The organism is Paenibacillus sp. ALJ109b, assembly GCF_010747435.1.
GTDB lineage: Bacteria > Bacillota > Bacilli > Paenibacillales > Paenibacillaceae > Paenibacillus > Paenibacillus taichungensis.
Window position 1 is genome coordinate 50182 of record NZ_JAAIFP010000030.1, and the last position, 25442, is coordinate 75623.

A 25442-nucleotide genomic window follows, 5' to 3' on the forward strand; every position below is an offset into this window, starting at 1 on the left:
GATAAGATATAACATGAAAAAAGCCGACCCAGTATGGATCGGCTACGTAGAATAAAAGGAAAAAGTAGGAGCTGTGTCCCATAGAAGTCGCCTGAGAGTACAAGATTCTACTCAGTTGGGGGTACAATCTCAATACGTGTAAAAAGTTCAACGGGCTGTTCTGGTTCCAGACGAATCAGTCCCGTTTGCTCGTCTGTTAAATTCAAATTGGGAGCATCAGGAAGCCAGGTATAAGGTTCAATGCATAGAAATTGATCGGATTCTCCCTTTGTAAAGAGGACCCAATGTTTGAAATATGCTTCATCCGCTGAATATTTAAGCGTGTATCCATCCTGCCTGCGCAAGTGAGCTACTGCTGGTTGCCCTTCGGCAGCTTTCAAAATAGTATCCCAGTTTCGTCCTTGCATGTTCATGCCTTCGTTCAAAGAAGACCATTCTCCAAGAGATTCAATCTCACCTGTAGGCAGTTGTTCTTCATTCTGAGCGTAAATTCCGGACACAGGAAGTTGAAGTGACCATTCAGCGGGTTTACCGTCAAGCAGAAACCATGTATGATATCCCATTCCAAAAGGAGCAGGAGTAGAGCTCAGATTGGTCACACGCAGACGCTGGCTTAACACCGCGTTTTGAAGTCTGAACGTCATCTCAAGCTTCAAAGGAATTGGAAATTGAGCCATCCAATGCTCTTCATTTTCAGTTAATAATTCCATTGTAATTGCACAGCCATCTTCATCTTCTTCGATGTCGCTGACACACCAGGACTGGCTGCGGTGGAGGCCGTGAATATGGTTGTCATTGGCCGTATTCTGATCGAATTGGTAATGAACTCCCTCATATTCGAATTGTCCTCGATGAATGCGGCCTGGCGGAACAAGAAGCGGAACGCCGAAGTGATACGGCTTCTGCAAATAAAAGGCTAGTTCATCTTCTTCTGGACTGCGAACGACATCGCGGCCCTGCACCAGATCGCGAATCGAGATAATATTATTTCCAAGACGCGGCAGCAGGGTAATCTCCAATTCACGGCTATGTAGGATATACGTGTCGTAACCATTCCATTGGCCTTTGGTCACTTGTTTCATATCGATGCTCCTTTTCCCACTTGAAATCTGTCTGCAAACGGCCTTTCCTATATGCCGTTGCAGGCGTGTCATTGTGTACATGCCATTTATCCCATTAGCATACCGAATGAATGCTGGTGATTAGGATAAGCAATTCCATCATAACAGATTTCTGTGAAGTGGGTAAAAAAAGCTATTCCCATTTTGACATTCTGGTCCGCGCGGATTAAGATGGTATTCTGAACGATGCGTTTTATCCAATGAATGATAATCAAAGCGATGACAGGGACAAGTAAGCCAAGAGAACTCTCTTCAGAAAGCCGGTGGATGATGTGAACCGGTGTGAACTCTTTACCGAATGGACCCTTGAGTGCTGGCTTGAACAGGCGATGTCTGAAGTTTGGACTACCCTTAGTAGAATCGGACGTATACTCCACGTTACGGAGAAATGAAGGCATTTCTTCTACATGATCTAATCAGGTCTAGAGGAATGGAGAAATGCGAATAAGGGTGGCACCACGGTCTCACGTCCCTTGCGGATGTGGGGCCTTTTTGCGTTCGCGGAGAATTAGGAACAAACAAATAGGGAGGCGTTATGTGAAATGAAAACAGTACTTTCGGGAATTCAGCCGAGTGGCAAGCTCACATTGGGCAACTACATCGGAGCAATTAAAAACTTTGTCAAATTGCAGCATGACTACCAATGTCACTTCATGGTGGTTGATCTTCACGCTGTAACGGTAGCTCAAGAGCCAGCAGCACTGCGTGAGCAATCTGAGGCGGTAGCTGCCTTGTTTATCGCAGCTGGAATCGATCCTACGAAATCCAATGTGTTTCTGCAATCCCATGTACCGCAGCACGCGGAATTGGGCTGGTTGATGACTACACTGACATCGATGGGCGAGCTCGAACGCATGACTCAGTTCAAGGACAAATCATCTGGTAAAGATTCCGTTGGCGCTGGGCTGTTTGTCTATCCTTCATTAATGGCTGCTGATATTTTGCTGTATAATGCTGATCTTGTGCCAGTAGGCGAAGACCAAAAGCAGCATCTGGAACTGACACGTGATCTGGCGGGACGCTTTAACCATCGTTATGGTGAGTATTTCACGATTCCAGACCCGTATATTCCACAGGTGGGTGCTCGTGTAATGTCACTGGATGATGCTTCTTCCAAAATGAGCAAAAGTAATCCAAATGCAGGCAGCTACATTGCCTTGCTTGATCCACCAGATGTGATTCGCAAAAAAATTAGCCGTGCCACAACCGATTCCGGTCGTGAGGTTGTATATGATCCGGCAAACAAACCTGAAGTCAGCAACCTGATGAGTATCTATGCTGAATGCGCAGGTCTGTCATTGAAAGAAGTAGCGGAGCGCTATGAAGGCAAAATGTATGGTCCATTTAAAAAAGAACTGGCTGAAGTGGTCGTATCTGTTATTGAACCTTTACAGGAACGGTATCGTGAGATTCGTGAGTCTGGCGAATTAACTGACATCCTGGAAACTTCAGCTCGTCGCGCAGAAGCGGTGGCTTCCCAGACACTTAATGCGGTTAAAGAACGTATGGGGTTTGTTCCTAGACGTACGTTGTAGTAGGACGAGGCAAGTAACTTAAAGTAAATGAATTGTTCACATAATAAAGAGGAGCCCTGATGGGGGCTCCTCTTTATTATCGTTTCGTACTAACCTATGAAGTTTACCGGGTCAAGAGGCTGTTTCCGAGGTGGTACGTGCTTCACGACGCTCTTTCTTTGCGCGAATAACAAATCCCCATCCGATGTTGGCAACGGACAAGACAAACAGCAGCGTAGCCAACCAGCCGGAGTAAGAGATCATAATCGCCGTAACCGCTAACAACATAATCGAAGAGAATGCAAACCATAGCGATAAACCTTTGCTCATTGGGAAAAACCTCCATATAGAAATTTGATGGAATTCCGTATAACCTGAAGCGCACGAGCCATAATAATCTTGCAAGCTTGCAATTACATTACAGACACAGATTGAAGGGAGATTTTAAATATGGCTCAAGGATCTCGTTCTAACAACTTGGTGGTACCTCAAGCAAACTCAGCACTGCAACAATTGAAAATCGAAGCTGCACAAGAACTGGGTGTAACTATCCCACAAGACGGTTACTACGGTAACTACACTTCCCGTGAGACAGGATCTCTGGGTGGGTACATCACCAAACGTCTGGTACAAATCGCTGAGCAGTCTCTGGCTGGGTCTGGCAAATAATTATTATAACCAAAAAGCAACAAGCAGAAGCCCGGAGCGGAAACGCTCCGGGCTTTCTCGCGCATTCGTTCCTATGTCTGATTGTGCCCTTCCATGCACCTTTCGTCAAGAGCGTGCGGATAAAAGTTTTTTATCCATTTTCTCGTCACTTAACCAGCCGACATACGTATCAATCGTTTCGAAATTTCGATCCATAACGACTACAGCGACAAATGGATATTGTTTGCGGTGTCGATAACGCACATCTGCCCAGCGAACCTTGTATCCTGCTGGTAATTCTTCCACCTCTGCAACAGCATAGGAGGTGAAGTAAAGAAACGCAGTGACTTCAGGAGAGTTGCGTGAGGCAGCGACAGCCGCGTGAGTGGACGATGAAGCATGGAGATTCCAGGTTAAGACGGAATGGTCCATTTTGCCAATCTCATAACTGCCGTCTTCAAATCTTTTCACCACATGCCATCGGTTCCAGGATATTGTTGGGATGACCATGTAATGAGCCTCAGAATTATTTTTGTCGAGTCGCTTCACCTGTCTAACAGCCATAGCACGTGCTATTGTCCGCCATACATAATACAAGCCAATCAAAATATACAGTGAAACAAAGAGTGGAGCAGGGGCGATCAGATCAAAAGCCCATAACAATATGGCCAGCACATGTGTGGTAAACAGAAACGGATCAAAAATATGAATGATGTTCCAGGCAATCCAGCGTTCAGTAAAAGGCCGCGCTGCCTGAGTTCCATAGGTATTGAACAAATCGGTAAAAACGTGAACGCCTACGGCGACAGCAGTCCAAGCCGCGACGTGTCCAACAGCGACACCCGGGAAGATCAGTGCAATGACACCAGTGATGAGCAGAACCCATAACAGGAGAAATGGCAGTGAATGGGACATACCCCGGTGATTCCGGATGTAGAGCGAGTTGCTTTTGAGACGTAACGCAGTATCGATGTCAGGAGCCTGCGAGCCTGCAATGGTTCCAACCATGACCGCAGCTGCGAGCATGGGACTCGTCGCGACAACAGGATCGACATAAGCCAGACCGGCCAAACCAATCCCCATGACAAAATGTGTAGAAGTATCCATAAACGTCTCCTTTGTGTGGTGTATCGTTAATGCGAGTTGCTTCTCTATCTAGGTGATACCCATATATAGTGTATATTATCCGCCTACCGGGAAGCAAAACACCCTAATTTCCAAAGATATGACAAGAACCTGCTCAATTGACAGCAATTGTACGAGCATTGTCAAACTCTTTTTCCTTTTCCTGTGATAAACTTTATATCGGAGGCAGAGAGAGAAACCTCCATGAGATCAAGAAGAAGGGGGATTCACAAGCGTGGACAATCCATTGAGATACCAGGCTTCTTCCGATTCGGCAACACGATCTGCGCCTCCGATGAAGTCAGGGACGTGGAAAGATTTTATCCATATTACGAAACCGGGCATTCTTCGAACCAACCTTATTGCGGTTTTTGGTGGCTTTTGGCTTGCATCCCAGTGGGACGTCAACTACGGCAAAATGCTGCTGACCCTGCTTGGAACGGTACTGATTATGGCTTCTTCTTGTGTATTTAACAATTACTTTGACCGTGAACTTGATCTCAAAATGGAACGTACCCGCAACAGGTCCTTGCCAACAGGACGTTTAACACCCAAAGTCGTTTTATCCTATGCCATTATTTTGGGTGTGATTGGATTATCCGTACTCTTTTCCTTCTCCGGGGTACTTGCCGGATTATGCGGCATTTTTGGCATGTTTGTCTATGTGATTATGTACACCCTTTGGTTAAAACGTTCGTCGACATGGAGCACCTCCATTGGCGGTCTGTCTGGTGCAATGCCGCCAGTCATCGGTTATGTCGCAGTAACTGGACGGATGGATCTTGGTGCATGGCTGCTTCTGGCCATGTTGTTTTTATGGCAGCCTCCACACTTCTGGGCGCTCGCGATCCGCAGGGTGGAAGATTATCGGGCTGGTGGATTTCCGCTATTACCGGTGGTAAAGGGTATTGAACGAACCAAGATTCAGATGATTCCTTATCTGGTTTTGCAAATCTTTGTCCCGGTCCTCATGTATGCTTACGGGTATGCAGGAATCTTCTATCTTACGGTCTCACTGATACTTTCCGTGCTGTGGCTGTACTACGCACTTAAAGGCTTTCGTGCACAAAATACAGATGCCTGGGCCAAAAAGGTATTCCTTTACTCCATTAACTATCTATCTTTGAGTTTTATAATGATGATTCTGGATACAGTGCACAAATGAGCAGCTTGAAATGCTTTAATAAACATTAGATGGGCACGGGTTCGTGGAACAGCTACAATAACAAGGGGGCCCATTGTCGGTTGGGTTCTTGGTATACATATGCAACAAAGTGGTATCGGAATGAGGAAATGTCATTCAAAATATGATCCAGAGTCCATGAATTTTATAGAGAACTGCTTCAACTTTTATGTATGCGTATTCATATGATCTGATATCGGAAGGGACGATAATGATGTTGAAAAAGTATAAATGGACATGGATGCTGTTAGGGCTTGCACTAATTATGGCGGTGTATTTAATGTGGGGCACCGTATTTGCCAGCAAGGAAAAATTACCCGAAATTCGGGAGATTCAATCCTTTTCGATGGAAAATGTGGATGGAAGCACAGTATCTCTGGATGATACCAAAGGCAAGGTGCGTTTGTTCTACTTTTATTTCACCAGTTGTCCGGATGTGTGCCCAATTACGACGTTTACGTTATCTCAGGTGCAGGATCTGTTGAAAGAGGACGATACCTTTGGCAAGGATGCCTCATTTGTGTCCATCTCGTTTGATCCGAAAGTGGATACCAAGGAGAAGATTAAGGAATTTGCAGATCGATTCCACGCGGATTATGAAGGCTGGTACTTCCTGCGGGGGGATATGGATCAAACGAAGCAGCTCGCCAGAGATTCATTCCAGATCCTCATTGAGGGTGAAAACAAGGACGATTTTGCCCATATGAACATGATTGGATTGGTGGATCGGAATAACCAGTTGCGCAAAGTATACAATGCGTTTAATACAGAGGATGTTGAACCAGCAGTCATTGCGGAAGACATTCGCAATCTGATCAAGGAATAAAGATGCGTTCATTATAATCGCCAAATAAAGAGGCTGCTTCCTGGGTTGAATGAATACCCCGGCGAGCAGCCTCTTACGGTTTAAAACGATGGGAATTCAGGATATTGGATATACGATTCCAATCCGGCTTTCTCCAGCTGGGCGATGATGTATTCATCGGGAGTTCCCTCTACACCCGCATAACCGCGTCGTGTATACATCTGTACTGCATCCGGGAAGGCATCTCGCAGCACACCCCTGATTTTTTTGCCCGAACTGTCATTATCCATAAATAAGTAGACCTCATCGTAACCAACCTGTTTGCGCAGCGACTCAAGCTTGAGGGAATTCAGTGTTCCAAACGTGCACAAAATGTTGATTTCGGGTCCTACAAGACGTTTTAGTTTGCTGCGGTCGTTTTTACCTTCCACAATGACATGAATAGGCATCATATTCACCTCTTGATCGAGAGCTTATGTCGACATTCCCCGGGAAATGTTGCAGCGGAAATCGACTGGATTATATAAAATGGACTTTCTAATTTTTACACGAGCGACTACATTGACAGAAACATCTTTGATTTCTAACTTTCAGCAACAGTGGCCGTTCCGTTTACGAATATTTAAGAAGAGATCTTGAAGATGAAGAAGTCACCTCGTTCGTGTGTAAAACATCAGTCCATTTTATATAGTTTAGCTGTAAATGGGGGAATGATGCAAAACCAAGAAAAATACAAGCCTTTCTGTTGTCAAAGAGTACGGATAGTAGATCATTCTGATACGGTTAACCCAGTATGCTTTTAGGATCAGATAGTGAAGCTTCGCGTCTGGCTGTGAAATAAGGGAGCAGCATAATGCCGATCATCAATAATACAAAAGCAATGAAATATGGCGATAAACCCACACGAAGCTGTCCTGCTGTGATTGGGCCGATGAAAGAACCGATGGAGGTAGCAATGGATTGCAATGAGAAGATTCGACCCAGCTTGTTTCCGCCGCTTAAATGAATAAAGAGTGTTGCCATGGCTGGGAAAATAATGCCTTTGGACATCCCCAGAACGAAAAGCACGGAAGACAACGGAATTTGTGGTATCGCCGCCATAGCAAAGAAACATAAAGACATCAGCAGCACACCTGCAATCAACCGCAGTTTGGGAGAATAACGGTTGAGAAATAGCATGCTCAGGGTAAATAGTGCTCCAATACTGATAATGGAAAACAAAAGTCCGGTAGACATCATGGACGAATGTCCGCCTCCACGCAGTGGCAGTTCAAAAAACAGAATTCCTTGGGCACAGGCAATGACAAGAGGCAGAGCAAAGTACCGCCAGGATACGGGCAGGAATTTTCTTTTTTCTTCAACCGGGTTGCTAGGCATGGCGGGCTCGGTCACTTTTTCGTGCTGAACTTCAACGAGGCCTTTGGGCATGGATAACCATGCGATAACACCAGACAGAATGAGCAGATAACCGAGACTTGCAAAGGTGGCCGAAAATCCTAAAGCTCCCACGATCAATGCGCCTGCGGCGGGGGACACCACGGATGCCAGCGTATGTACGACGCCATGGCCTGACATGTACTTACCTTGCTTGATTGGATCACTTGACAGCTGCGCAAGCAGTGCGAGACAGGCCGGAGAGAGAAAAGCAAGTACAAACCCGCTGATGGAGCGCAGGGCGAGCAGCTGCCATGGCGTATGGATTTGTGCCTGGATAAGCAAAATGATGCCTGCACCCAGCAAACTGAATACAATGTAACGACGACTGCCATGTTTGTCGATTTGGGTTCCGGCAATCAGATTGCCTGGGAGATGAGTCAAGGAATAGATGCCCATCATCCAGCCGATGAAGGTCGGGGCCGCCCCGAGCGAGATAGCGAAAGGGGTCAAGATTGGATACTGCGCGTGCAGATCAAAAACAGCAAGGAACAAAAATAGATATAGCCAGATGGCCGTTTTCACATAAGCCCCTCCTTGTTAAGCGATGCATGTTCAATAACTGGTCATGATGTGTTCCCCGTTCCCTTGGACAGAACCTCATGGTACTACTTGTACGCCCGGCGGGACGAACTTAGACCGTTTATTTTTACATAGGAGGGCTTAGCTGACAGCAGCTTCGGAAATCATGTATAATATTCGGGAAGTGTTAATAATCAACTCTAATACGGAAGGTGTAGTCATGAACATAGAAGTAATCAAAGAGTTTGTGATGCAGAACTGGCTGGTGATTGTGGTTGCGTTGATCATTTTGTTCTTTGTTCTGAACGTGGTCAAAACCGTATTGAAATGGGCGATTGCCATCATCATTATTGCGGCTCTACTGATATACAGCGGCATCTCCATTGATCAGATCAAACAGACAGTTACTGACGTTCAATCGAGTACGATGGACACATTGAAGAAGGAAGCGACCAGCATGATGCTCAAAGAAGCTTCCAAAGCAACATACACTAAGGGACAGGATGGAGCATTTACCATCACAAGCCCCAATGTGGAGATTAAGGGTAGAACGAATTCGGATAAAGTCGATGTTACATTCCGGGGGATCTCAGTGGGTGAATGGAAGGTCGACAATGAAACGATACGAACTTTTGTCAAACAGGCACAGGAGAACGGAACAGCACCGGCTTCGTAGTAAAGGAGGAATGGATACGTGCTGCAAAGTTGGCTGGATAGTCTGAAAGAATTCAACGGCATAACGATTATGCTGCTGCTGATTGTGGCCGCTTCATTGCTTCAGGGGTGGTCCAGAGGTGCTTCGCGTTCGGCAGGAAGACTCTTTGGATTCCTCATGGATGGCATTATGGCGGTCATTGGTATTCTGTTATCCATCGGTTTAACATTATGGCTTGCGCCATATGTTCAGCAATGGTTGTCTGTGCATGCGGCAGGCATGCCAAACCGTGAATTGAACCGATGGGAGCAGATGTATTATACATTGATTACGGCGATTGCTGATTTTCCGCTGATGCGGTTTGCCGTGTTGTTTGTGATTAGTTATGGCTTCATCCGATTGGTTCTCGGATTGCTCTCTTCCCTTATTTTCAGCAGAAGATACAGTTCGGCAGAGCAAGAGAGCAGACCAAAAGGATTTTTCAGCCGTTTTACGGGTGCTGTGATTGGTACAGTTATTGGCTCCGTCCGCGGGATGATTGTGATTGCCGTGTTGTTCATGATTGTCAGTCTCTATCCTGGCAGCATGTTTAGTCGCTATGTAGAGGCTTCACCCATTTATATGCAAGGGGCCAAATCTGTCATAGAGCCATTATCAGGTACTTTCATCAAAGACAAGCTACCCGTATTTACACAAGCCGTGCAAAAGGAACTTGGAGCGATTCTGCAACGCAAATATGAAGTCATTGACCATAACATTCCGGCGGATATTGAATCTGCGGCAAAAGAAATTGTGAAAGGTCAAACGACAGATGAAGCCAAAGCCAGGGCATTATATGACTGGGTAGGTTCTCGCATTCAATATGACTATGGTAAAGTGGATGACTATGAGCAAAAGGGCATATGGCACGAGCAGACGCCACAAAATACATTTGATACACGTCAAGGTGTATGTATTGATTACGCTCGTCTATATGCGGTCATGGCTCGTTCACAGGGGCTGGAAGTCAAAGTGGTTACAGGGCTTGGTTATAACGGGCAGGGTGGATATGGTCCACATGCTTGGAATGAAATATATTTAAGTGATTCGGAAAGCTGGATTCCGCTTGACCCCACTTGGGCGATCAGTGGCGATTGGTTCAATCCTCCTAACTTTGCCGATACCCATCTGAAAGATCAATCAGCTTAACATTACGCCGGACATGGGTCCGGGAGATGACGACGTTGCCAGGTTATCATGCCGAGGCTGTAAAGTCTGGACGGTATGCATCAAGTCATGAAAGAGGTAGGATGAATGAACAATCATTCAAAAGAGAAGGACGAACTTACGGACAAGCGGCGCTTCAGTTACCGGATGAACGTATTTTTCTTCGCATCCTTTGTTATTTTTAGCGTTATTATTGTACGGCTGGCATTTTTGCAATTCGTGGAAGGGCCTGAGCTCAGTCAGGAGGAAGCGAGCAATATTACCAAAGATGTACCGCTCGCTCCCGTGAGAGGAACCATCTATGATTCCACGGGCGAGGTGAAGCTGGCTTACTCCAAGCCGATTCAATCCTTGTATCTGACTTTATACAAAAACTATGGAGATGTGGATGGCAAGCCTAATCCGAATATAGCGGAAGTGGAGGACATCGCCACCCGGCTGCATGATGTTTTTGAGCAGTATAAGAAAAAGGATTCCGAGGCCCTTACGGTCGATAACATCTTAGAAGCAATGGACCTCAACTCGCGTAAAGCAAACGGGTTCATGCCACGTCTGATCAAGAGTGATCTGTCCGATGAGGAAGTGGCCTATTTCCTGCAGCACAAGGATGAATTCAAGGGAATTCAGATTGTAGAGGAAAGTGTGCGTTACTATGATCCGGATACGGTAGCCGTTCAGACGATTGGTTATCTCAAAAAGTTCAAAAGCTCCAAAACATTGGATAAATACAAAGAGGTTGATGAGGCCAATAAAAAGCAAACGGACCCAGGTCTTGTATATACCGAGAATGAGTTTGTTGGCTTTGATGGACTGGAACTGCAATATCAGGATGTTCTGCGGGGAAAAAGTGGGTATAACTCCGTTGATGTTGACTTGCGGAATTTGCCTGAAGGTGTAGCAGGCTCTACCCCACCCGAAAAAGGGTATGACCTGATTACAACGATTAACAAAAATGTTCAGGTGAAGACAGAACAGGCGATACTGGATCAACTAAGCTGGCTGCATACACATCCAGTTTCAGGTAAGCTGCACCCGAATGCCAAAACAGGTTTTGCGGTAGCTATGGAAGTGGATACAGGTAAGATTGTTTCGATTGCCAGTATGCCAGATTATGATACGAATATCTGGAGAACGGGTAGTATTAGCAACGATCAATATGATGACATCAAGTATGTATACCAAAATGGTACAATTCGCTCGTTCCCGCCCGACGATTCTAAAAAACGAGCTGAATCTATCGTATTACTTGGTTCAACGATTAAACCACTTAGTGTATTGATCGGTTTGAAAGAAGGATTTTTCACAACAAATACGGTGTATTCAGACAGAGGTTCAACGACTTTCGGTGGAGATAACCGTAGAGTTCAGAACTCATCGGGACACGTGTATGGGTCGTTAACTCCCCATGATGCGATTCGACATTCCTCGAACGTGTTCATGATTGATGAGATTGGCAAGAAACTTTACTCTCAATATGGCGCAGAGGGAATCAATGTTTGGGATAAATACATGAAGCAGTTCGGTTTGGGTGTATCTACTGGGGTTGATCTGCCGAATGAATTCTTGGGGATTAGGGATTATATGAACACCAATGAAAGTTCACTAACACGACTTGTTTATGGCTCCTTTGGACAACAAGGGAAATATACAACGATGCAGCTGGCACAGTATGCTACGATGCTAGCGAATAAAGGAAAACGTATGGAACCACAATTAGTCAGTGAGTTCCGTGATTCGCAAGGCAATGTGGTTGAGAAAATGAAACCGAAAGTGCTTAGCACAGTCGATTTTAATGATGCTTACTGGAATGAAGTACAGCGAGGCATGGCAACCGAAGTAACGGCGTTTAGTGGATTCCCTTATGACTTTGCAAGAAAAACAGGTACATCCACACAGTTAGTCGGAGGCAAATTGGTGGATAACGGGGTGTTTATTGCTTACGCTCCACGCAACAATCCGAAGCTGGCTGTAGCTGTGGTCATTCCGGAAGGGGGCTTCGGTTCGAACAGTGCGGCTCCGGTAGCACGTGCGATCTTCGACGCGTATGACGAGGAGTTTGGTCTGGACGGTGTACCGAAAAAAGATAAAAATAAGGAATCAGATACACAGTAATGTGAGTCTTTGATTCAAAGAGGGGACCCTTTCGAGGGTCCTTTTTACGTTTGCCAGGAGACTGAGAGGCCACTTTCCCACAAGCTGCTGCAAATCAGTATGTAACAAACATCGTTTATGACACGTTTATATAAGAGAATGAAAAATTATTTCAAAAGTAAAGAGATTAACGATATGTCTGTATTGACATCATTTCGAAAGAATGGCCATATGTCTCTTCTGTTTACGAAAATGTAACCAAAATCTGGAGGACATGGCAGCTGACCTTTGATAGACTTGTAGAAGGAAAGGTATGTTACTTGAACCGAATGATGCAATATGCGTGATAGATGAATCTACTTTTACATAAGAACGGAGAGGCTTATCCCATGTTTAACCGATTGAGGAAAAAGAAAATAACCAACGAAGATACACCAGTCAACAACAAGCCGTCTAGTGTAAGAATGAATGTGTTTTTTTTCGCTGCGTTTGTGATATTCAGTATCCTAATTTTTAGATTGGCCTTTGTGCAATTTGTTGAGGGACCTGAACTGACCTATATGGAAACTAGCCGTAATACCAAAGATATTCCGCTCGCCCCTGTTCGTGGGCCAATCTACGATGCGACAGGGGAAGTTGCGCTGGCTTATTCGGAGCCTGTGCAGTCCCTCTATGTATTGTTGTATGAGGATTATAGAAATGATGATCACAAGCAGGAGGCGCAGGAACTTGCTGATGAACTGGCGGCTGTGTTTAAGCAGTTTAATCCGGGGGACAAAGAACAACCAGATGCAGAAGAGATTATGAAGCGACTGGATCTGGAATCTCAGAAGGCACATGGGTATACTCCTCGTCTGGTGAAATCGGATCTCAACATGAAAGAAATTGCTTATTTTATGGAGAAAAAGTCTGAATATCCAGGTGCTATGGTACTTGAGGAAAATGTAAGAAAGTATGATCCCGATAGGGTCGCAGTTCAGGTGATCGGATATACAAGAGAGTTCAAGGGCCAACAGGACAACTTGGACAAGTATAGAGAAATCAGCAAATCGGAAGCAACAGAACGCGATCCAGGATTGCGCTATACCCAGCAGGAAAAAGTTGGAGTTGATGGCCTTGAATTTCAATATCAGGAGGAGCTTCGTGGGCGTAGCGGCTACCAATCGATCGATATTAATTTGCGTAATTTGCCAGAGGGTACGATGCAACAGACTCCGCCGGAGAAGGGATACAGTCTGGTCTCCACAATCAATAAGGAAATTCAGATGGCAGCGCAGCAGGCAATAACGGATGAATTGCGTAAACTTCCGAACGCCGTTACGGGATATGCGGTAGCCATGGAAGTGGATACAGGCAATGTAGTGGCTATGGCGAGTATGCCTGATTATGATCCGAATGACTGGGATTATGACAAGATCAAGTACGTTTATCGCAACGGAACAATGGCTTCCTTCCCGCCGGACGATTCGAAAAAACATACGGAATCCGTTGTTTTGTTGGGTTCCGTAATCAAGCCACTCAGTGTATTGATTGGATTGAAAGAAGGACTATTTACGACGGGGCAGACCTATCCCGATCAGGGATATGCCATTTTGGGGAAAGACGGGAGAAAAGTGAGGAACTCCCATTCTGCATATAATGGCAATATTACAGCGAGACGGGCTATTGAGAAATCTTCCAATGCCTTTATGATTGATATGGTTGGCAAAAGACTTCTAAATAAGTATGGCTCGGATAAAGGGCTTGATGTTTGGCACGAGCACATGCAGGAGTTTGGCTTGGGTGTATCGACTGGTGTTGACTTGCCTGGTGAATTCTTGGGCAGACTTGAGTATAAAAACAAAGATGAATCGGCTCTTACACGTCTGGCTTTTGCCTCATTTGGTCAGCAAGGTAAATATACAACGCTTCAACTCGCACAATATACCACGATGCTTGCGAATAAAGGCAAACGGATGGAGCCTCATTTAGTAAAGGAAATCCGTGACGCAGAAGGCAATGTGGTGAAGAAAATTAAACCAAAAGTGTTAAACGAGGTTGATTTTGCTGATGCATACTGGAATGAAGTGCACAAGGGTATGGTCACCAAAGTAAGTTCGTTTGAAGGGTTCCCCTACGATTATGCGAGAAAAACAGGAACCTCGGAGCAGGGAACAGGACCAAACAAAAAGGAAAACGGTGTATTTATCGCATTTGCACCACGGGATAATCCGAAGTTGGCTATAGCGGTTGTTGTGCCCGAAGGTGGCTTTGGATCGGTCAGTGCGTCTCCGATTGCACGTAAAATTTTCGATGCTTACGATGAAGTGTATGGCCTTGATGGGACTCCAAAAGGGAAGAAAAATCAGGGGAAAGATACAGAGTAACGTGAAGAAACGAAAATGAATTAGCACAGATAAGCGAAAAAAGACAAACAATCTAATTAAATCGCCAATATACTCATTTGGACAGGCAGGGGAAATTATCCCTTGCCTTTTTATTTTGCATCGGCTAAAATTTGCACAAGGGAAACATTATTAGTCTTGTATAAATTTTAATACCTTGTACAACAAAATTAGATGAGGACAATTATGTTAGGAGAGGGAAAGGGGCGGTTTGAATTGTTGATGGTGAAGATGAGGAGCATTCAGAGAGGGTTAATGACGCTGACAGCTCTTGTTCTGGTTATCGTGCTAACAGCGTGCTCAGGTGCAGCGGAAACAGGAGGTAGTGAAGGGAAGGTACAGGTCACAGCCACAACAGGCATGATTGCGGATGTAGCGAGGGAAGTCGGCGGGTCATATGTTGACGTGACCGGGCTGATGGGCCCAGGGGTAGATCCTCACTTGTACAAAGCTTCGCAGGGAGATATTCGGAAGCTGGAGCAAGCGAAGGTTATCTTCTATAACGGGCTGCATCTCGAAGGAAAAATGACAGACATCTTGGAGAAAATGTCCAAGAGCAAAATAGTAACAGCTGTCACGGAGAACATTCCGGTGGATGAATTGCGATCAGGGAAAGATACAGGCGGAACAGAATACGATCCACACGTCTGGTTTGATGTTAGCCATTGGATGCATGCCGCAGAAGCTGTACGCGATACACTCGTGGAAGCAGACCCTGAACACGCAGAAGAATACAAGGTACAAGCGGAGCAGTATTTAACGAAACTGGAGGCATTGGATACTGAGGTGCGGGAAAAAATCCAGGAGATTCCGGAAGCCAGCCGGGTACTGGTCACGGCGCATGATGCCTTTGGATACTTCGGCCAAGCTTATGACATGAAAGTGATGGGGCTCCAAGGAATCAGTACAGCAGCAGAGTATGGTGCGAGGGATGTCAGTGAGTTGCGAGATTACCTTGTGGAAAACAATATCAAAGCGGTATTTGTAGAATCCAGCGTACCGGCAAAAGCGATGGAAGCGATTATTGCGGGGGCAGCGGAAAAAGGACATACCGTAAGCATTGGTGGTGAACTGTTCTCGGATGCGATGGGTGCTGAGGGAACAGAAGAAGGAACGTATATCGGTATGATCCGCCATAACACTCAGACAATTGTAGAAGCATTAAAATGATAAACGATATGAAGAGAGGAGTGGACAGAGTATGAGCGATACAATTTTATCCGAAAAATCTCAATCACAACCAAATGCTAACCATCTGAAAGGAACACAGCCTACATCAGCTCCGCTTAGTGTTCGGGACCTGGCGGTGGCTTACCATAAAAAGCCGGTTCTCAGTGGGGTGTCTTTTGACATCCCGGAAGGTCAGCTGATTGGTATTCTTGGCCCCAATGGGGCAGGTAAATCAACCTTGATCAAAGCCGTTCTAGGACTAGTGCCAAAAATGCACGGCGAAGTGAAAATCTTTGGTCAGTCCTACCGAGAACAGCGTCGCCGAATCGGCTACGTACCTCAGCGTGAATCTGTTGATTGGGATTTCCCGACTCACGCCCTCGATGTTGTCATGATGGGGCGTTATGGACATCTGGGCTGGTTCCGCCGTCCTGGCAAAAAAGAACGGGATCTGGCAGCTCACTGCCTGGAGCAAGTGGGCATGGGTGATTATATGTACCGTCAGATCAGTCAGCTTTCTGGAGGACAGCAGCAGCGTGTCTTTCTGGCAAGAGCATTGGTACAGGATGCGGAATTGTATTTTATGGATGAGCCGTTTGCAGGTGTGGACGCCACAACGGAGAAAGCTATCATTTCACTGTTGGAACAGTTAAAGAAGCAAGGGAAGACCGTACTGGTTGTTCACCATGATCTGGCGACAGTAGAGGAATATTTCGACCATGTGCTGTTGCTTAATGGACGGCTGGTTGCAGGTGGACCGACGAATGAAGTATTTGTACCGGATACTTTGCAAGAGACGTACGGAGGCCGGATAGCGATGATCGGAAACCGGTCGGAGAAAGGCCAGGTGTAGTGCATGTGGAACTGGATAGTAGCCATTTTGTCCGATCCCAATACACGCTGGATATTGCTTGGCTGCTTGTTGCTCGGATTCAGTAGTGGAATTATTGGCTCTTTTACATTTTTGCGTCGTCAGAGTCTCATGGGAGATACGCTGGCGCATGCAGCTCTACCAGGAATTTGTATCGCTTTTATGTTGACTGAAACCAAATCAGTAGGATTATTTCTGTTCGGTGCGCTTGTGGCTGGAATCATTGCGACCTTCGGAATTTCGTGGATTACACGGTATTCCCGGATCAAGCAGGATGCGGCAATGGGGATTGTGCTAACTGTATTTTTCGGTATTGGCGTAGTGCTGCTTACTCGAATTCAGCACGGTGCAAGCGGCAGTCAGAGTGGACTTGATAAATATTTGTTTGGGCAGGCCGCGTCCATGGTGATGACGGATGTGTATGTCATGGGCGGTGTCTGTCTTGTATTATTGGTCGCTTGTCTGGCATGGTTCAAAGAATTCAAGCTGGTGAGCTTTGACCCGGGATTTGCACGAGGTATGGGACTGCCGGTTGGCATGCTGGAACAACTGATTCTGCTCTTGACCGTTATTGCGGTTGTCGCAGGGATTCAGGCGGTTGGCGTGGTGCTGGTCGCCGCTTTGCTGGTGACCCCTGCAGCAGCAGCTCGCTGCTGGACGGACTCGCTCTCGCTTATGGTACTGTTGGCCGGCGTATTTGGAGCACTGAGCGGTGCGACAGGTACAATCTTCAGCACCCTGGTGCCTAATCTGCCGACAGGGCCAGTAACGGTACTGGCAGCAACAGTGCTATTTGCGGGTTCCGCATTGCTTGCTCCACGACGCGGACTGTTAGCACGACGTTTGCGAAGTATGCAGGCGAAATCCGCCTATTTGAGAGAAGAACATGCCACGCTACAGACACTCTCTGCACAGCGAGCACAGCAGGAACGGGGTGAGTTGTAATGGCAACGTTTTGGATTATATTAACGGCTATCCTGGTATCCTCCGCCTGCGCCATTCTTGGCTGTTTTCTCATATTAAGACGGATGGCTCTGGTTGGAGATGCGATCAGTCATGCGGTTCTCCCAGGTATTGCGATTGCTTTCCTGTGGAGCGGTTCACGTGATTCGTTATGGATGCTGCTTGGGGCAACCGTATTTGGATTACTGACGGTGTTCTTCATTCAAAGCTTGCAGGCTGGAGGACTATCATCGGATGCTTCCATCGGAATAGTGTTTACGGCACTCTTCGCAGTGGGTGTGATTTTGATCAGTTTGAATGCCGGGCATATTGATCTGGATCTCGATTGTGTCTTGTTCGGTGAGATCGCTTATGTCCAGTGGGATACCTTAACGCTTGGAGGGACGGATGTAGGCCCAAGGGCGGTCTGGATGCTGGGCATCACCTTGCTGGTCATCCTCCTTGTAATCGGCCTGTTCTACAAGCAGTTCAAGTTGTGTGCTTTTGATCCGGCGCTGGCTGCGGCCTGCGGTATTCCGGTGGTGTTGTTCCACTATTTGCTTATGGGGCTCGTTTCCATGACATCTGTGGCTTCATTTGAGAGCGTAGGGTCTATTCTCGTGGTAGGCATGTTGATTGTACCTGCAGCGACGGCTTACTTACTTACGGATCGATTGGGTAAAATGATTCTGTACAGCGTGCTCGTAGGAGCAGCTTCCTCGGTAGGAGGCTACATCATGGCTTACGCGTTGGATGCTTCCATTGCAGGTTGTATGGTGGCCGTAGCAGGAATTCTGTTTGTGCTGGCCTTGCTGCTGTCTCCGAAGCATGGTATTGTCTTCCGGTATGCTCGTCGCAAATTTGCGGCACGTTAATGGATAAAAAAGTAGCAGCCGCCTGCATTGCAGGCGGTTTTTTCATGGATTTGAGTAAGTTTTATCTCGTACCAGACTCCTACACGAATTGGAACAGACACCTGTTGTCATGTTGCAAAGGTTCACCCGTATCGCGGGTTACTTTGTTGCAGGCCGACGATCTGTGGTAAAATGTCGTTAGCTGTGACGTCCGGAGCATCCGCCTACGCGAATGCCGGGCGATCTTTTTGTGAGAGTATGTTAGATAAGATATAAAGAGCATATAAGTTGAACTGGAGATACATTGGGAAACGGAGTGGACAGAAAAGTCCTGAAGAAGCGATTACTTGGTTTTATAAATTTTGTTTTTCCAAACAGGTATATGGGGTTTTATAAATAACAGGCGTAGTGGAGGGAACGGAATCGATCTGAAGAAGCGAAGCGTTCGCCTTTGTATCCAAATTACAACTATTAGAAAGTTGTTCAAGAAAATTTGGATACAACAGCGATCGGAAGACGATCCGTCCCCGTAACGTTCACCCTGCAGACCCTTAGGAATACCAATGTTGTAGCTATAAAGGAAATATATAAAATCAAAGATAACAGCGATCGAAAGGTTTTCTGGCCACGTAGTGTCTATATGTATATCCATGAGTTCAACTTGGAGAGAGACAACTGAGGAGGAAATACGGCATGAGTGAACTAAAATACAAATTGCTTGCATTGGATATGGATGGAACATTGCTTAACGATAATCATGAGATCACACAGGAAACCGCCAAATGGATTCAGATCGCCATTCGACGGGGCGTGCATGTGTGCCTTTCGACGGGAAGAGCTGTTTTTCATGCGATGCCTTATGCGGTACAGCTTGGGCTGGAGACCCCGATGGTAACGGTCAATGGCAGTGAAGTCTGGAAAGCTCCGCATGATCTGCATATGCGCCATCTAATGGACCCGGCATTGATCCGCAAAATGCAGGAGATTGGCGAAAAATATAATAGCTGGTACTGGGCATACTCCGTGGAAGAGCTGTTCAACCGGGATCGCTGGACGGACAATATTGAAGGTCTGGAATGGCTGAAATTCGGATTCAATACCGAAGTAGATGAAGTCCGTCACCAGATTATGATGGAGCTGCAACAAATGGGCGGCTTGCAAATGACGAACTCCTCACCTGTTAATATTGAGATTAACCCTGGTGGTGTATCCAAAGCGAGTGGCGTAGCTGAAGTCTGCAAGCTTCTGGGCATAGAGATGTCCGAAGTGGTTGCTGTTGGAGACAGCTTGAATGATCTGGCTGTTATTGAAGCTGTGGGTCTTGGTGTTGCCATGGGCAACGCGCAGGAGCAAGTGATGGAAGCGGCTGACCTGATCGTAGCGAGCAACAACGAAGATGGCATTGTTGAAGTCATCCGTGATCATATTTTGAAGGGGGAGTAACCTTTGCTCGCAACTGTTGGCTGGATTTTAATTGTACTGCTGTTTGCAGTGGGGATGGCCGGAACGGTATATCCCATACTGCCTGGTGCTGTAGCGATTTTCTTCGCGTTTCTGGTCTATGGCTGGTTCTTCAGCTTTGTTCCGTTCGGTGTATGGTTCTGGATTATCCAGATTTTGATCGTAGTGGTGCTGTTTGTGGCTGATTATGTCGTCAGTGCCTGGGGTGTGAAGAAATTCGGCGGCTCCAAATTATCGACGACTCTCAGTACGATTGGTGTCATCATTGGCCCATTTGTCATTCCGGCATTCGGACTTGTACTGGGGCCATTTATCGGTGCTTTTATCGGGGAACTGATCGGAGGTTCTTCACCAGCCAAAGCTTCTAAAGTCGGATTTGGTTCCGTGGTGGGGCTGTTTACGAGCACCGTAATGAAAATTATTTTGCAAATCGTCATGATTGTTCTGTTTATTATCTGGGTGGTAAGATTCGCATAGACGTTCGGGAGCGGCTTCATCTGGATGTACGTCGGTGTGGGGGAAAGAAGGGGAATTGGCTTGTCTAAGAAGGAAACATTCATTAGAGGTACGCTCATCTTGGCGGCAGCTGCGCTGATTGCGAGGGTACTCGGATTGGTTCAACGGGTGCCGCTGGAGCATATCCTCGGCGATATCGGTAACGCATCGTTTACCATCTCCAACACGGTATATTTAATGCTGTTAACCGTTGCTACAGCAGGCATACCGAGTACACTTAGTAAAATGGTCTCGGAACGTTATGCACTGGGACGCGCAGGTGAAGCTCAACAAATCTACCGTGCAGCCCTGATCTTTGCGGCTGTAGCCGGGGTAGTTATGTCTGCTTTATTATGGTTCGCAGCACCTTATTATGCGACGTACGTATCCAAAGTACCGGAATCGGTGAGCGCCATTCGGGCCTTGGCTCCAGCGCTGCTTCTCTTCCCGGCCATCGCAATGATGCGTGGATATTTCCAGGGTCGTGGCAATATGACGGCAGGCGGCATTTCACAGATTGTGGAGCAGTTTGCACGTGTAGGTACAGCGATCATCGTGGCGTTTGTTATGCTGCAATGGAATTATGATGATCAAACCATTGCGGCAGGGGCTTCATTTGGGGGCGTATTCGGAAGTATTGGCGCTTTTGCTGTCATGTTGTACTTCACCTTGAAGCTTCGCAAAAATGACCGTGCAGCGCAATTGAATTACGAGCGTGCGGAGCAATTGCCCATGCGGGGCATTTACAGCGATATATTCAAACTTTCGATTCCAATCGTATTATCTTCACTCGCTGTTCCGGCGATTAACTTTATCGATTCATCGCTAGTAGTTCCACTGCTTAGCGGACGAATCGGACTGGAAGAAGCGACAGGAGTTCTTGCCATTCTCGGTGCCAAGGCCCAAAGTATTGCAGGCATTCCTCCAATTTTGGCTATCGCACTGAGTCAATCACTTGTGCCAGTCATTTCGGCAGCTTTTGCACGCAAGGATGAAGTTCATCTGAAAAATCAGGTGACGCTTGCTTTGCGTATTTCGATTCTGACGGGAATGCCAATCGTTATCGCTCTGTGTGCGGCAGCGTATTCCGTTAACGGCTTGCTGTTTACCAGCCCAGACGGGACACCAATCATTACATTGCTGACGTTCGGTACTATTTTCCAAATTACGATGATGACCACGAACTCCATTTTGCTTGGGGTGGGTAAACCACGGATTACAATGATCAGTGTAGCTGCGGGTATCGTAGTCAAACTCATAGCGAGTTTAATCCTGGCTCCGATTTTTGGCATTTACGGAATCATTATTGCGACCGCATTGTGTTTCCTGGTTATTACGTACCTCAATCTGCGGGTACTTCGCAAAATTGTTGATTTCTCGATCATGGGTGATCGTTGGAAAGGATTCATCATTACCGTGCTGCTTGCAGCAGGTGTTGGTTTTGCAGCGAACTGGGCTGGGAACTCCATCTTTGATTTATTCCTGCCAGCACGTGTATCATTCCTCGTTACCTGTCTGTTTGTGGGTGCGCTTGTGGTTGTCGTGTATCTGGTACTCATGGTTGTTCTACGTGTACTTCGTAAAGACGAACTGGGCAGTTACCCTCGTATTTTGCAAAAAATACTCCGTCCGCTCATGCGTCTACAACGTGGAGCCGGGCAACGTGGATAATCGATTCAACACACAATACACACTTCGTTATATTGTTTGAAATAAGTACAAGCTCTGTCTGCTTTCATAGCGGACAGGGCTTTTTTATTTATACCAATAAAGGTAGTGCATTATTTTCTTCTAGACGAGTCCTCGACAAAGCCTCTGTCCTTAATGCGTCAAGGTTTTTGCATCATGGGCCAATGCAGTTTTCAGCATGCCGTACCGATGTTCATGGCTCATCTCAAACAGCCAGGGGCGGCGCGGGGCAGTGAGATGACCGAGGCAATCACGATTTTGCAGCCAATCCTGCCTTGTTATCGGTTCATACGGCGTATCACCCCATACAGCCAGCAATTCAGGACTATATAACCGTTGTCCTTCTGCTAGCCATTCTTGATCCAGCAGCTCCTGACTATAGAGCTCATTTTTTCCGGGTTCATCTTTATGTGCGGTGAACAGACCAGGCCAGTATTCAGCACGTGAGCCACGGTGGGGAACCGAGCGTGCAAACTCCAATGCTTGAGTAAACACTTGTTCCACGCCAAACAGCATCGCATATAAACCTTTGCCAAACATAATCCGCTCATCCAGCTTGCCAAAATGTTCAATAACCCGGCCTGCAAGACCTTTTTCCCGTCCGAGTGGAAATACGATATGATTCAGCCCAGCCAGATTATGCAGATGAAATGCGGGTTTGGACAGCACTTGTTTTTGAAAATAGGGATGCTGCACGACCCGGCTCTCGATATAGTTCTGCTCATTAATAATTAATGCCACACTAAGCAGCGAGCTGCATCGCTCCAGCCAAAATCGTTCCCAGAACGGCGTCATGAACGCCGATACATGAAAATGGGGCAACAAATGAAAACAGCTCCGGCCGATCCGACGGCTGTTCATATATAACAGAAGCTGGGGATATGCGTCCTGAAAAATGAGGGCATTGCATCGCTCCAGTAGTCGATACATATGCTCACGGTCTGTTTGATTTTGAAGATTGTGCATAAGGTCACTCTGGAGATCGGTCATGTGATATCCGCCGTTGCGAGATACCATATGGGCAAGCAGGGCCCAATGCAGCTCTGGATACTGTTCGTAACATTCCAGGTATGCTGCTGTCCGAGTGATATTACTCCGGTTGTTTTCCTGCGTTAATGTCTTGATCTCTTCCAGAATAATGCAGTCCTCTTCACAGACCAGTGCACTGAGCGTATTTCGGGCAAAAGCATTCTCGTTTCCAGGCAATAGGCGCTCCACCTCTGTTTGTACGGAAGCAGCCATGTCAGAGTCCCAAGCCATATCACGCAAGGGGTGACGAAGCTGTGCAGAGGCCTGCCAAGCCGCCTGTTTGCCCCTCCACACTTCCCGGGCCGCACCTGGTATGGATCGAACCATCTGTAATATTGACCCATGATGGGCAGGCTCGGAGGAATCCGTTTTAACGGAAGTCATGACATGACCTCCTTTCCTGATATTCTGATTACGCTTTTAGTTTAAGAAGCTATTGATGTCAGTATGCGCCGAATATTTGACTTCCACTCCGCAATTTGCTTCACTTAGAGGATAAGACAAGGTATAGAAAGGAAGATGTTGTAATGGAAAAGATTACATCGAAACCAGAATTTGATGTGGCAATCCAATCTCCGCGTTTGACTGTAGCTGTATTTAAGGCAGATTGGTGTGGCGATTGCAAGTACATCGATCCGTTTATGCCTGAAGTTGAAGAGAAGTTTGCTCGTGAGCTGAAGTTGGTTGAGGTCGACGTAGATCAGGTGGGTACAGTGAGCGAAGAGCAAAATATTCTCGGCATCCCCAGCTTTGTAGCTTACACAGATGGCCGGGAACTTGTTCGTTATGTGAACAAACTGCGCAAGTCGAGAGAAGAGATTGAGCAATTCCTGCAGCGTGCAGTTGAGGTGTATAATACGATTCATAAATAAAGCATGACAGGTTAACCATGTTAAAGGTTATAATTAAAGGAACGCCATTTCTCTTGAAATAGGGAAGTGGCGTTTGTATTTTCCGAGTTTTCGGGAAAAACTAACGTTGTAATAATGTACATATTTGCCGATGACCTGCGGGTCAACTTCTCGACAGACGTTAACATTTTGTCACAAAGCGCGGCGTCAATGACACATTTATCCGGTATAATGAATTTAGTTGTGAAATAAGTGTCAAAGTACCGAATCAAGCGGAGGATGTAGTTCTTCGCCATCTTAAACCAACAGCGGGTGAGAAAAAATTGAAACACTTAACCTTGTTTAAATGGTTAACCGTATTAACCTGTCTTGTCATGTTTCTGGCCACATTTGGTGGAGGCGTTGTGACCCGAACGGAATCGGGCCTCGGCTGCGGCGCGGAATGGCCTTTATGTAACGGAAAACTTGTGCCTGCACACACTGTTGCCTCACTAATTGAATTTTCCCATCGCGCCGTCAGCGCACTGGCAGGGCTTTTGTCCATAGCCTCTTTTGTAGCATTTTTGCGTTTTGGCAAATCACGCCGTGATCTGCAATTGTTTTCATTGTTAACACTGATATTTGTTATTGTCCAGGGAATTATGGGGGCTTTTGCCGTCGTATTCTCCCAATCTTCCGCAGTCATGGCACTGCATTTCGGATTTGCCTTAATTGCTTTTGCCAGCTCCTTGATGATGGCGCTAGGTATTCGGCAGGAAGCTCGCCATGGTGGATTGGAACGACTGAATCGATATCCGCGAGTTAGCAAAGGCTTCCGAAATCTGGTGTGGTTTTCCACGATTTATACGTACCTCGTGGTATATACTGGAGCATTTGTGAGCCATACGGATTCTGCTGGAGGCTGTTCAGGCTTTCCGCTCTGTAACGGGCAGATTATTCCTGAGCTCTCGGGAGGAGTAGCTGTTGCTTTTGCTCACCGGGTGGCGGCTGTTTCATTAGTAATTGTCATTGCAATTCTCGGTCATTTTGCGTATCGCAAACATCCGGATAACACGGAATTAAGAGCGTTAGGAGTCATTTCTGTTGTTCTGGTTTTGTTGCAAGTGGTTATTGGTTTTGGACTGATGCTCACGATGAACCGCCCGGAAGTGTATATGTTTGTAGCGCTGGCGCATATGCTTGATATTGCCATTTTATTCGGGGTATTAACCTATATGAGTTTCCTGGTGTACAAGCTGCATCGGCCCGTTAACCGGTTCTAATATATCCGAATTATTGTAGTTCAGGGGATGAATCCAGTGAAGTTCACCATCCGATGATGTACATCATTGGACAGGTGAACTTTGTTTGATGTCAGGCGTGTCAGGGCACCCTATTGTAAGCAGCGGTCAC

The 25442-nt window shown here is 46.4% G+C and carries 23 protein-coding genes and 1 other annotated feature; of the genes, 17 read left to right on the forward strand and 6 right to left on the reverse strand.

Annotated features, from left to right (window positions below):
* Nucleotides 1–107 precede the first annotated feature (107 nt).
* Nucleotides 108–1082 carry an aldose 1-epimerase gene (locus G3352_RS25595; protein WP_163761033.1) on the reverse strand — a complete coding sequence of 325 codons (975 nt, stop codon included), beginning with the start codon at nucleotides 1080–1082 and terminating at the stop codon, nucleotides 108–110.
* 249 nt (nucleotides 1083–1331) lie between these two features.
* Nucleotides 1332–1598 (forward strand) — a binding site (T-box leader).
* Between the two features lie 65 nt (nucleotides 1599–1663).
* Between G3352_RS25595 and trpS the strand changes: the two genes are divergently transcribed.
* Nucleotides 1664–2656: a tryptophan--tRNA ligase gene (gene trpS / locus G3352_RS25600; protein WP_163761034.1), complete on the forward strand. Its 993-nt coding sequence runs from the start codon at nucleotides 1664–1666 to the stop codon at nucleotides 2654–2656.
* A 111-nt stretch (nucleotides 2657–2767) separates the two neighbouring features.
* Here the strand turns inward: trpS and G3352_RS25605 are convergent, their stop codons facing one another.
* On the reverse strand, nucleotides 2768–2965 hold the full coding sequence (locus G3352_RS25605) for a hypothetical protein (protein WP_163761035.1): 198 nt from the start codon (nucleotides 2963–2965) through the stop codon (nucleotides 2768–2770).
* Nucleotides 2966–3085: 120 nt separating this feature from the next.
* Here G3352_RS25605 and G3352_RS25610 point away from each other — a divergent pair, with 120 nt between their 5' ends.
* The gene (locus tag G3352_RS25610) at nucleotides 3086–3304 is read left to right on the forward strand and encodes an alpha/beta-type small acid-soluble spore protein (RefSeq protein WP_017692386.1); all 219 of its coding nucleotides are present in this window, start codon (nucleotides 3086–3088) and stop codon (nucleotides 3302–3304) included.
* A 105-nt stretch (nucleotides 3305–3409) separates the two neighbouring features.
* On the opposite strand, the gene G3352_RS25615 is transcribed toward G3352_RS25610, so the two are convergent.
* On the reverse strand, nucleotides 3410–4390 hold the full coding sequence (locus tag G3352_RS25615; protein ID WP_163761036.1) for a metal-dependent hydrolase: 981 nt from the start codon (nucleotides 4388–4390) through the stop codon (nucleotides 3410–3412).
* Between the two features lie 253 nt (nucleotides 4391–4643).
* On the opposite strand from G3352_RS25615, the gene cyoE reads away from it, so the two are divergent.
* Both cyoE and G3352_RS25625 read left to right on the forward strand, forming a co-directional pair.
* A complete protein-coding gene (gene cyoE / locus G3352_RS25620) occupies nucleotides 4644–5573 on the forward strand; it encodes a heme o synthase (RefSeq protein WP_163761037.1) in 930 nt (309 codons plus the stop codon).
* 232 nt (nucleotides 5574–5805) lie between these two features.
* Nucleotides 5806–6417: an SCO family protein gene (locus G3352_RS25625; RefSeq protein WP_083679049.1), complete on the forward strand. Its 612-nt coding sequence runs from the start codon at nucleotides 5806–5808 to the stop codon at nucleotides 6415–6417.
* Between the two features lie 80 nt (nucleotides 6418–6497).
* Here the strand turns inward: G3352_RS25625 and G3352_RS25630 are convergent, their stop codons facing one another.
* The gene (locus G3352_RS25630; RefSeq protein WP_024631255.1) at nucleotides 6498–6845 is read right to left on the reverse strand and encodes a toprim domain-containing protein; all 348 of its coding nucleotides are present in this window, start codon (nucleotides 6843–6845) and stop codon (nucleotides 6498–6500) included.
* Between the two features lie 334 nt (nucleotides 6846–7179).
* Nucleotides 7180–8355, reverse strand: a complete 1176-nt coding sequence (locus G3352_RS25635; RefSeq protein WP_163761038.1) for an MFS transporter — start codon at nucleotides 8353–8355, stop codon at nucleotides 7180–7182.
* Between the two features lie 217 nt (nucleotides 8356–8572).
* Between G3352_RS25635 and G3352_RS25640 the strand changes: the two genes are divergently transcribed.
* From G3352_RS25640 to G3352_RS25690, 11 genes are all read left to right on the forward strand, one after another.
* A complete protein-coding gene (locus tag G3352_RS25640) occupies nucleotides 8573–9028 on the forward strand; it encodes an ATPase (RefSeq protein ID WP_076290926.1) in 456 nt (151 codons plus the stop codon).
* A 69-nt stretch (nucleotides 9029–9097) separates the two neighbouring features.
* Nucleotides 9098–10195, forward strand: coding sequence for a transglutaminase domain-containing protein (locus G3352_RS25645; protein WP_205525063.1), 1098 nt, complete (start codon nucleotides 9098–9100; stop codon nucleotides 10193–10195).
* 105 nt (nucleotides 10196–10300) lie between these two features.
* Complete coding sequence (locus G3352_RS25650; RefSeq protein WP_163761040.1) at nucleotides 10301–12325, forward strand: peptidoglycan D,D-transpeptidase FtsI family protein; 2025 nt, start codon at nucleotides 10301–10303, stop codon at nucleotides 12323–12325.
* Between the two features lie 368 nt (nucleotides 12326–12693).
* Entirely contained in the window at nucleotides 12694–14670 is a 1977-nt protein-coding gene (locus tag G3352_RS25655; protein WP_163761041.1) for a peptidoglycan D,D-transpeptidase FtsI family protein, read from the forward strand.
* Between the two features lie 204 nt (nucleotides 14671–14874).
* Nucleotides 14875–15858, forward strand: coding sequence for a metal ABC transporter solute-binding protein, Zn/Mn family (locus G3352_RS25660; RefSeq protein WP_240343222.1), 984 nt, complete (start codon nucleotides 14875–14877; stop codon nucleotides 15856–15858).
* 31 nt (nucleotides 15859–15889) lie between these two features.
* Entirely contained in the window at nucleotides 15890–16711 is an 822-nt protein-coding gene (locus G3352_RS25665) for a metal ABC transporter ATP-binding protein (protein ID WP_240343223.1), read from the forward strand.
* A 3-nt stretch (nucleotides 16712–16714) separates the two neighbouring features.
* Nucleotides 16715–17674, forward strand: coding sequence for a metal ABC transporter permease (locus tag G3352_RS25670; protein WP_163761042.1), 960 nt, complete (start codon nucleotides 16715–16717; stop codon nucleotides 17672–17674).
* The gene (locus G3352_RS25675; protein WP_063566127.1) at nucleotides 17674–18546 is read left to right on the forward strand and encodes a metal ABC transporter permease; all 873 of its coding nucleotides are present in this window, start codon (nucleotides 17674–17676) and stop codon (nucleotides 18544–18546) included. The genes G3352_RS25670 and G3352_RS25675 overlap by 1 nt, the downstream gene beginning before the upstream one ends.
* Nucleotides 18547–19218: 672 nt before the next feature.
* Nucleotides 19219–19968, forward strand: a complete 750-nt coding sequence (locus tag G3352_RS25680; protein ID WP_163761043.1) for a Cof-type HAD-IIB family hydrolase — start codon at nucleotides 19219–19221, stop codon at nucleotides 19966–19968.
* Between the two features lie 54 nt (nucleotides 19969–20022).
* Nucleotides 20023–20463, forward strand: a complete 441-nt coding sequence (locus G3352_RS25685; RefSeq protein ID WP_063566179.1) for a DUF456 domain-containing protein — start codon at nucleotides 20023–20025, stop codon at nucleotides 20461–20463.
* A 60-nt stretch (nucleotides 20464–20523) separates the two neighbouring features.
* The gene (locus tag G3352_RS25690; RefSeq protein WP_099858137.1) at nucleotides 20524–22152 is read left to right on the forward strand and encodes a putative polysaccharide biosynthesis protein; all 1629 of its coding nucleotides are present in this window, start codon (nucleotides 20524–20526) and stop codon (nucleotides 22150–22152) included.
* A 150-nt stretch (nucleotides 22153–22302) separates the two neighbouring features.
* On the opposite strand, the gene G3352_RS25695 is transcribed toward G3352_RS25690, so the two are convergent.
* Nucleotides 22303–23583, reverse strand: a complete 1281-nt coding sequence (locus G3352_RS25695) for a DUF2515 family protein (RefSeq protein ID WP_163761044.1) — start codon at nucleotides 23581–23583, stop codon at nucleotides 22303–22305.
* Nucleotides 23584–23726: 143 nt separating this feature from the next.
* Here G3352_RS25695 and G3352_RS25700 point away from each other — a divergent pair, with 143 nt between their 5' ends.
* On the forward strand, nucleotides 23727–24071 hold the full coding sequence (locus G3352_RS25700; RefSeq protein WP_063566123.1) for a thioredoxin family protein: 345 nt from the start codon (nucleotides 23727–23729) through the stop codon (nucleotides 24069–24071).
* Between the two features lie 317 nt (nucleotides 24072–24388).
* The gene (locus tag G3352_RS25705; protein ID WP_256336683.1) at nucleotides 24389–25312 is read left to right on the forward strand and encodes a COX15/CtaA family protein; all 924 of its coding nucleotides are present in this window, start codon (nucleotides 24389–24391) and stop codon (nucleotides 25310–25312) included.
* Nucleotides 25313–25442: the final 130 nt, after the last annotated feature.

Coding starts and splice junctions, on each gene's coding strand:
- G3352_RS25595 (WP_163761033.1), bottom strand. CDS start 1,082: ATGAAACAAGTGACCAAAGGCCAATGGAATGGTTACGACACGTATATC.
- trpS (WP_163761034.1), top strand. CDS start 1,664: ATGAAAACAGTACTTTCGGGAATTCAGCCGAGTGGCAAGCTCACATTG.
- G3352_RS25605 (WP_163761035.1), bottom strand. CDS start 2,965: ATGAGCAAAGGTTTATCGCTATGGTTTGCATTCTCTTCGATTATGTTG.
- G3352_RS25610 (WP_017692386.1), top strand. CDS start 3,086: ATGGCTCAAGGATCTCGTTCTAACAACTTGGTGGTACCTCAAGCAAAC.
- G3352_RS25615 (WP_163761036.1), bottom strand. CDS start 4,390: ATGGATACTTCTACACATTTTGTCATGGGGATTGGTTTGGCCGGTCTG.
- G3352_RS25625 (WP_083679049.1), top strand. CDS start 5,806: ATGTTGAAAAAGTATAAATGGACATGGATGCTGTTAGGGCTTGCACTA.
- G3352_RS25630 (WP_024631255.1), bottom strand. CDS start 6,845: ATGCCTATTCATGTCATTGTGGAAGGTAAAAACGACCGCAGCAAACTA.
- G3352_RS25640 (WP_076290926.1), top strand. CDS start 8,573: ATGAACATAGAAGTAATCAAAGAGTTTGTGATGCAGAACTGGCTGGTG.
- G3352_RS25645 (WP_205525063.1), top strand. CDS start 9,098: ATGCTGCTGCTGATTGTGGCCGCTTCATTGCTTCAGGGGTGGTCCAGA.
- G3352_RS25650 (WP_163761040.1), top strand. CDS start 10,301: ATGAACAATCATTCAAAAGAGAAGGACGAACTTACGGACAAGCGGCGC.
- G3352_RS25655 (WP_163761041.1), top strand. CDS start 12,694: ATGTTTAACCGATTGAGGAAAAAGAAAATAACCAACGAAGATACACCA.
- G3352_RS25660 (WP_240343222.1), top strand. CDS start 14,875: ATGTTAGGAGAGGGAAAGGGGCGGTTTGAATTGTTGATGGTGAAGATG.
- G3352_RS25665 (WP_240343223.1), top strand. CDS start 15,890: ATGAGCGATACAATTTTATCCGAAAAATCTCAATCACAACCAAATGCT.
- G3352_RS25670 (WP_163761042.1), top strand. CDS start 16,715: ATGTGGAACTGGATAGTAGCCATTTTGTCCGATCCCAATACACGCTGG.
- G3352_RS25675 (WP_063566127.1), top strand. CDS start 17,674: ATGGCAACGTTTTGGATTATATTAACGGCTATCCTGGTATCCTCCGCC.
- G3352_RS25680 (WP_163761043.1), top strand. CDS start 19,219: ATGAGTGAACTAAAATACAAATTGCTTGCATTGGATATGGATGGAACA.
- G3352_RS25685 (WP_063566179.1), top strand. CDS start 20,023: ATGGCCGGAACGGTATATCCCATACTGCCTGGTGCTGTAGCGATTTTC.
- G3352_RS25695 (WP_163761044.1), bottom strand. CDS start 23,583: ATGACTTCCGTTAAAACGGATTCCTCCGAGCCTGCCCATCATGGGTCA.
- G3352_RS25700 (WP_063566123.1), top strand. CDS start 23,727: ATGGAAAAGATTACATCGAAACCAGAATTTGATGTGGCAATCCAATCT.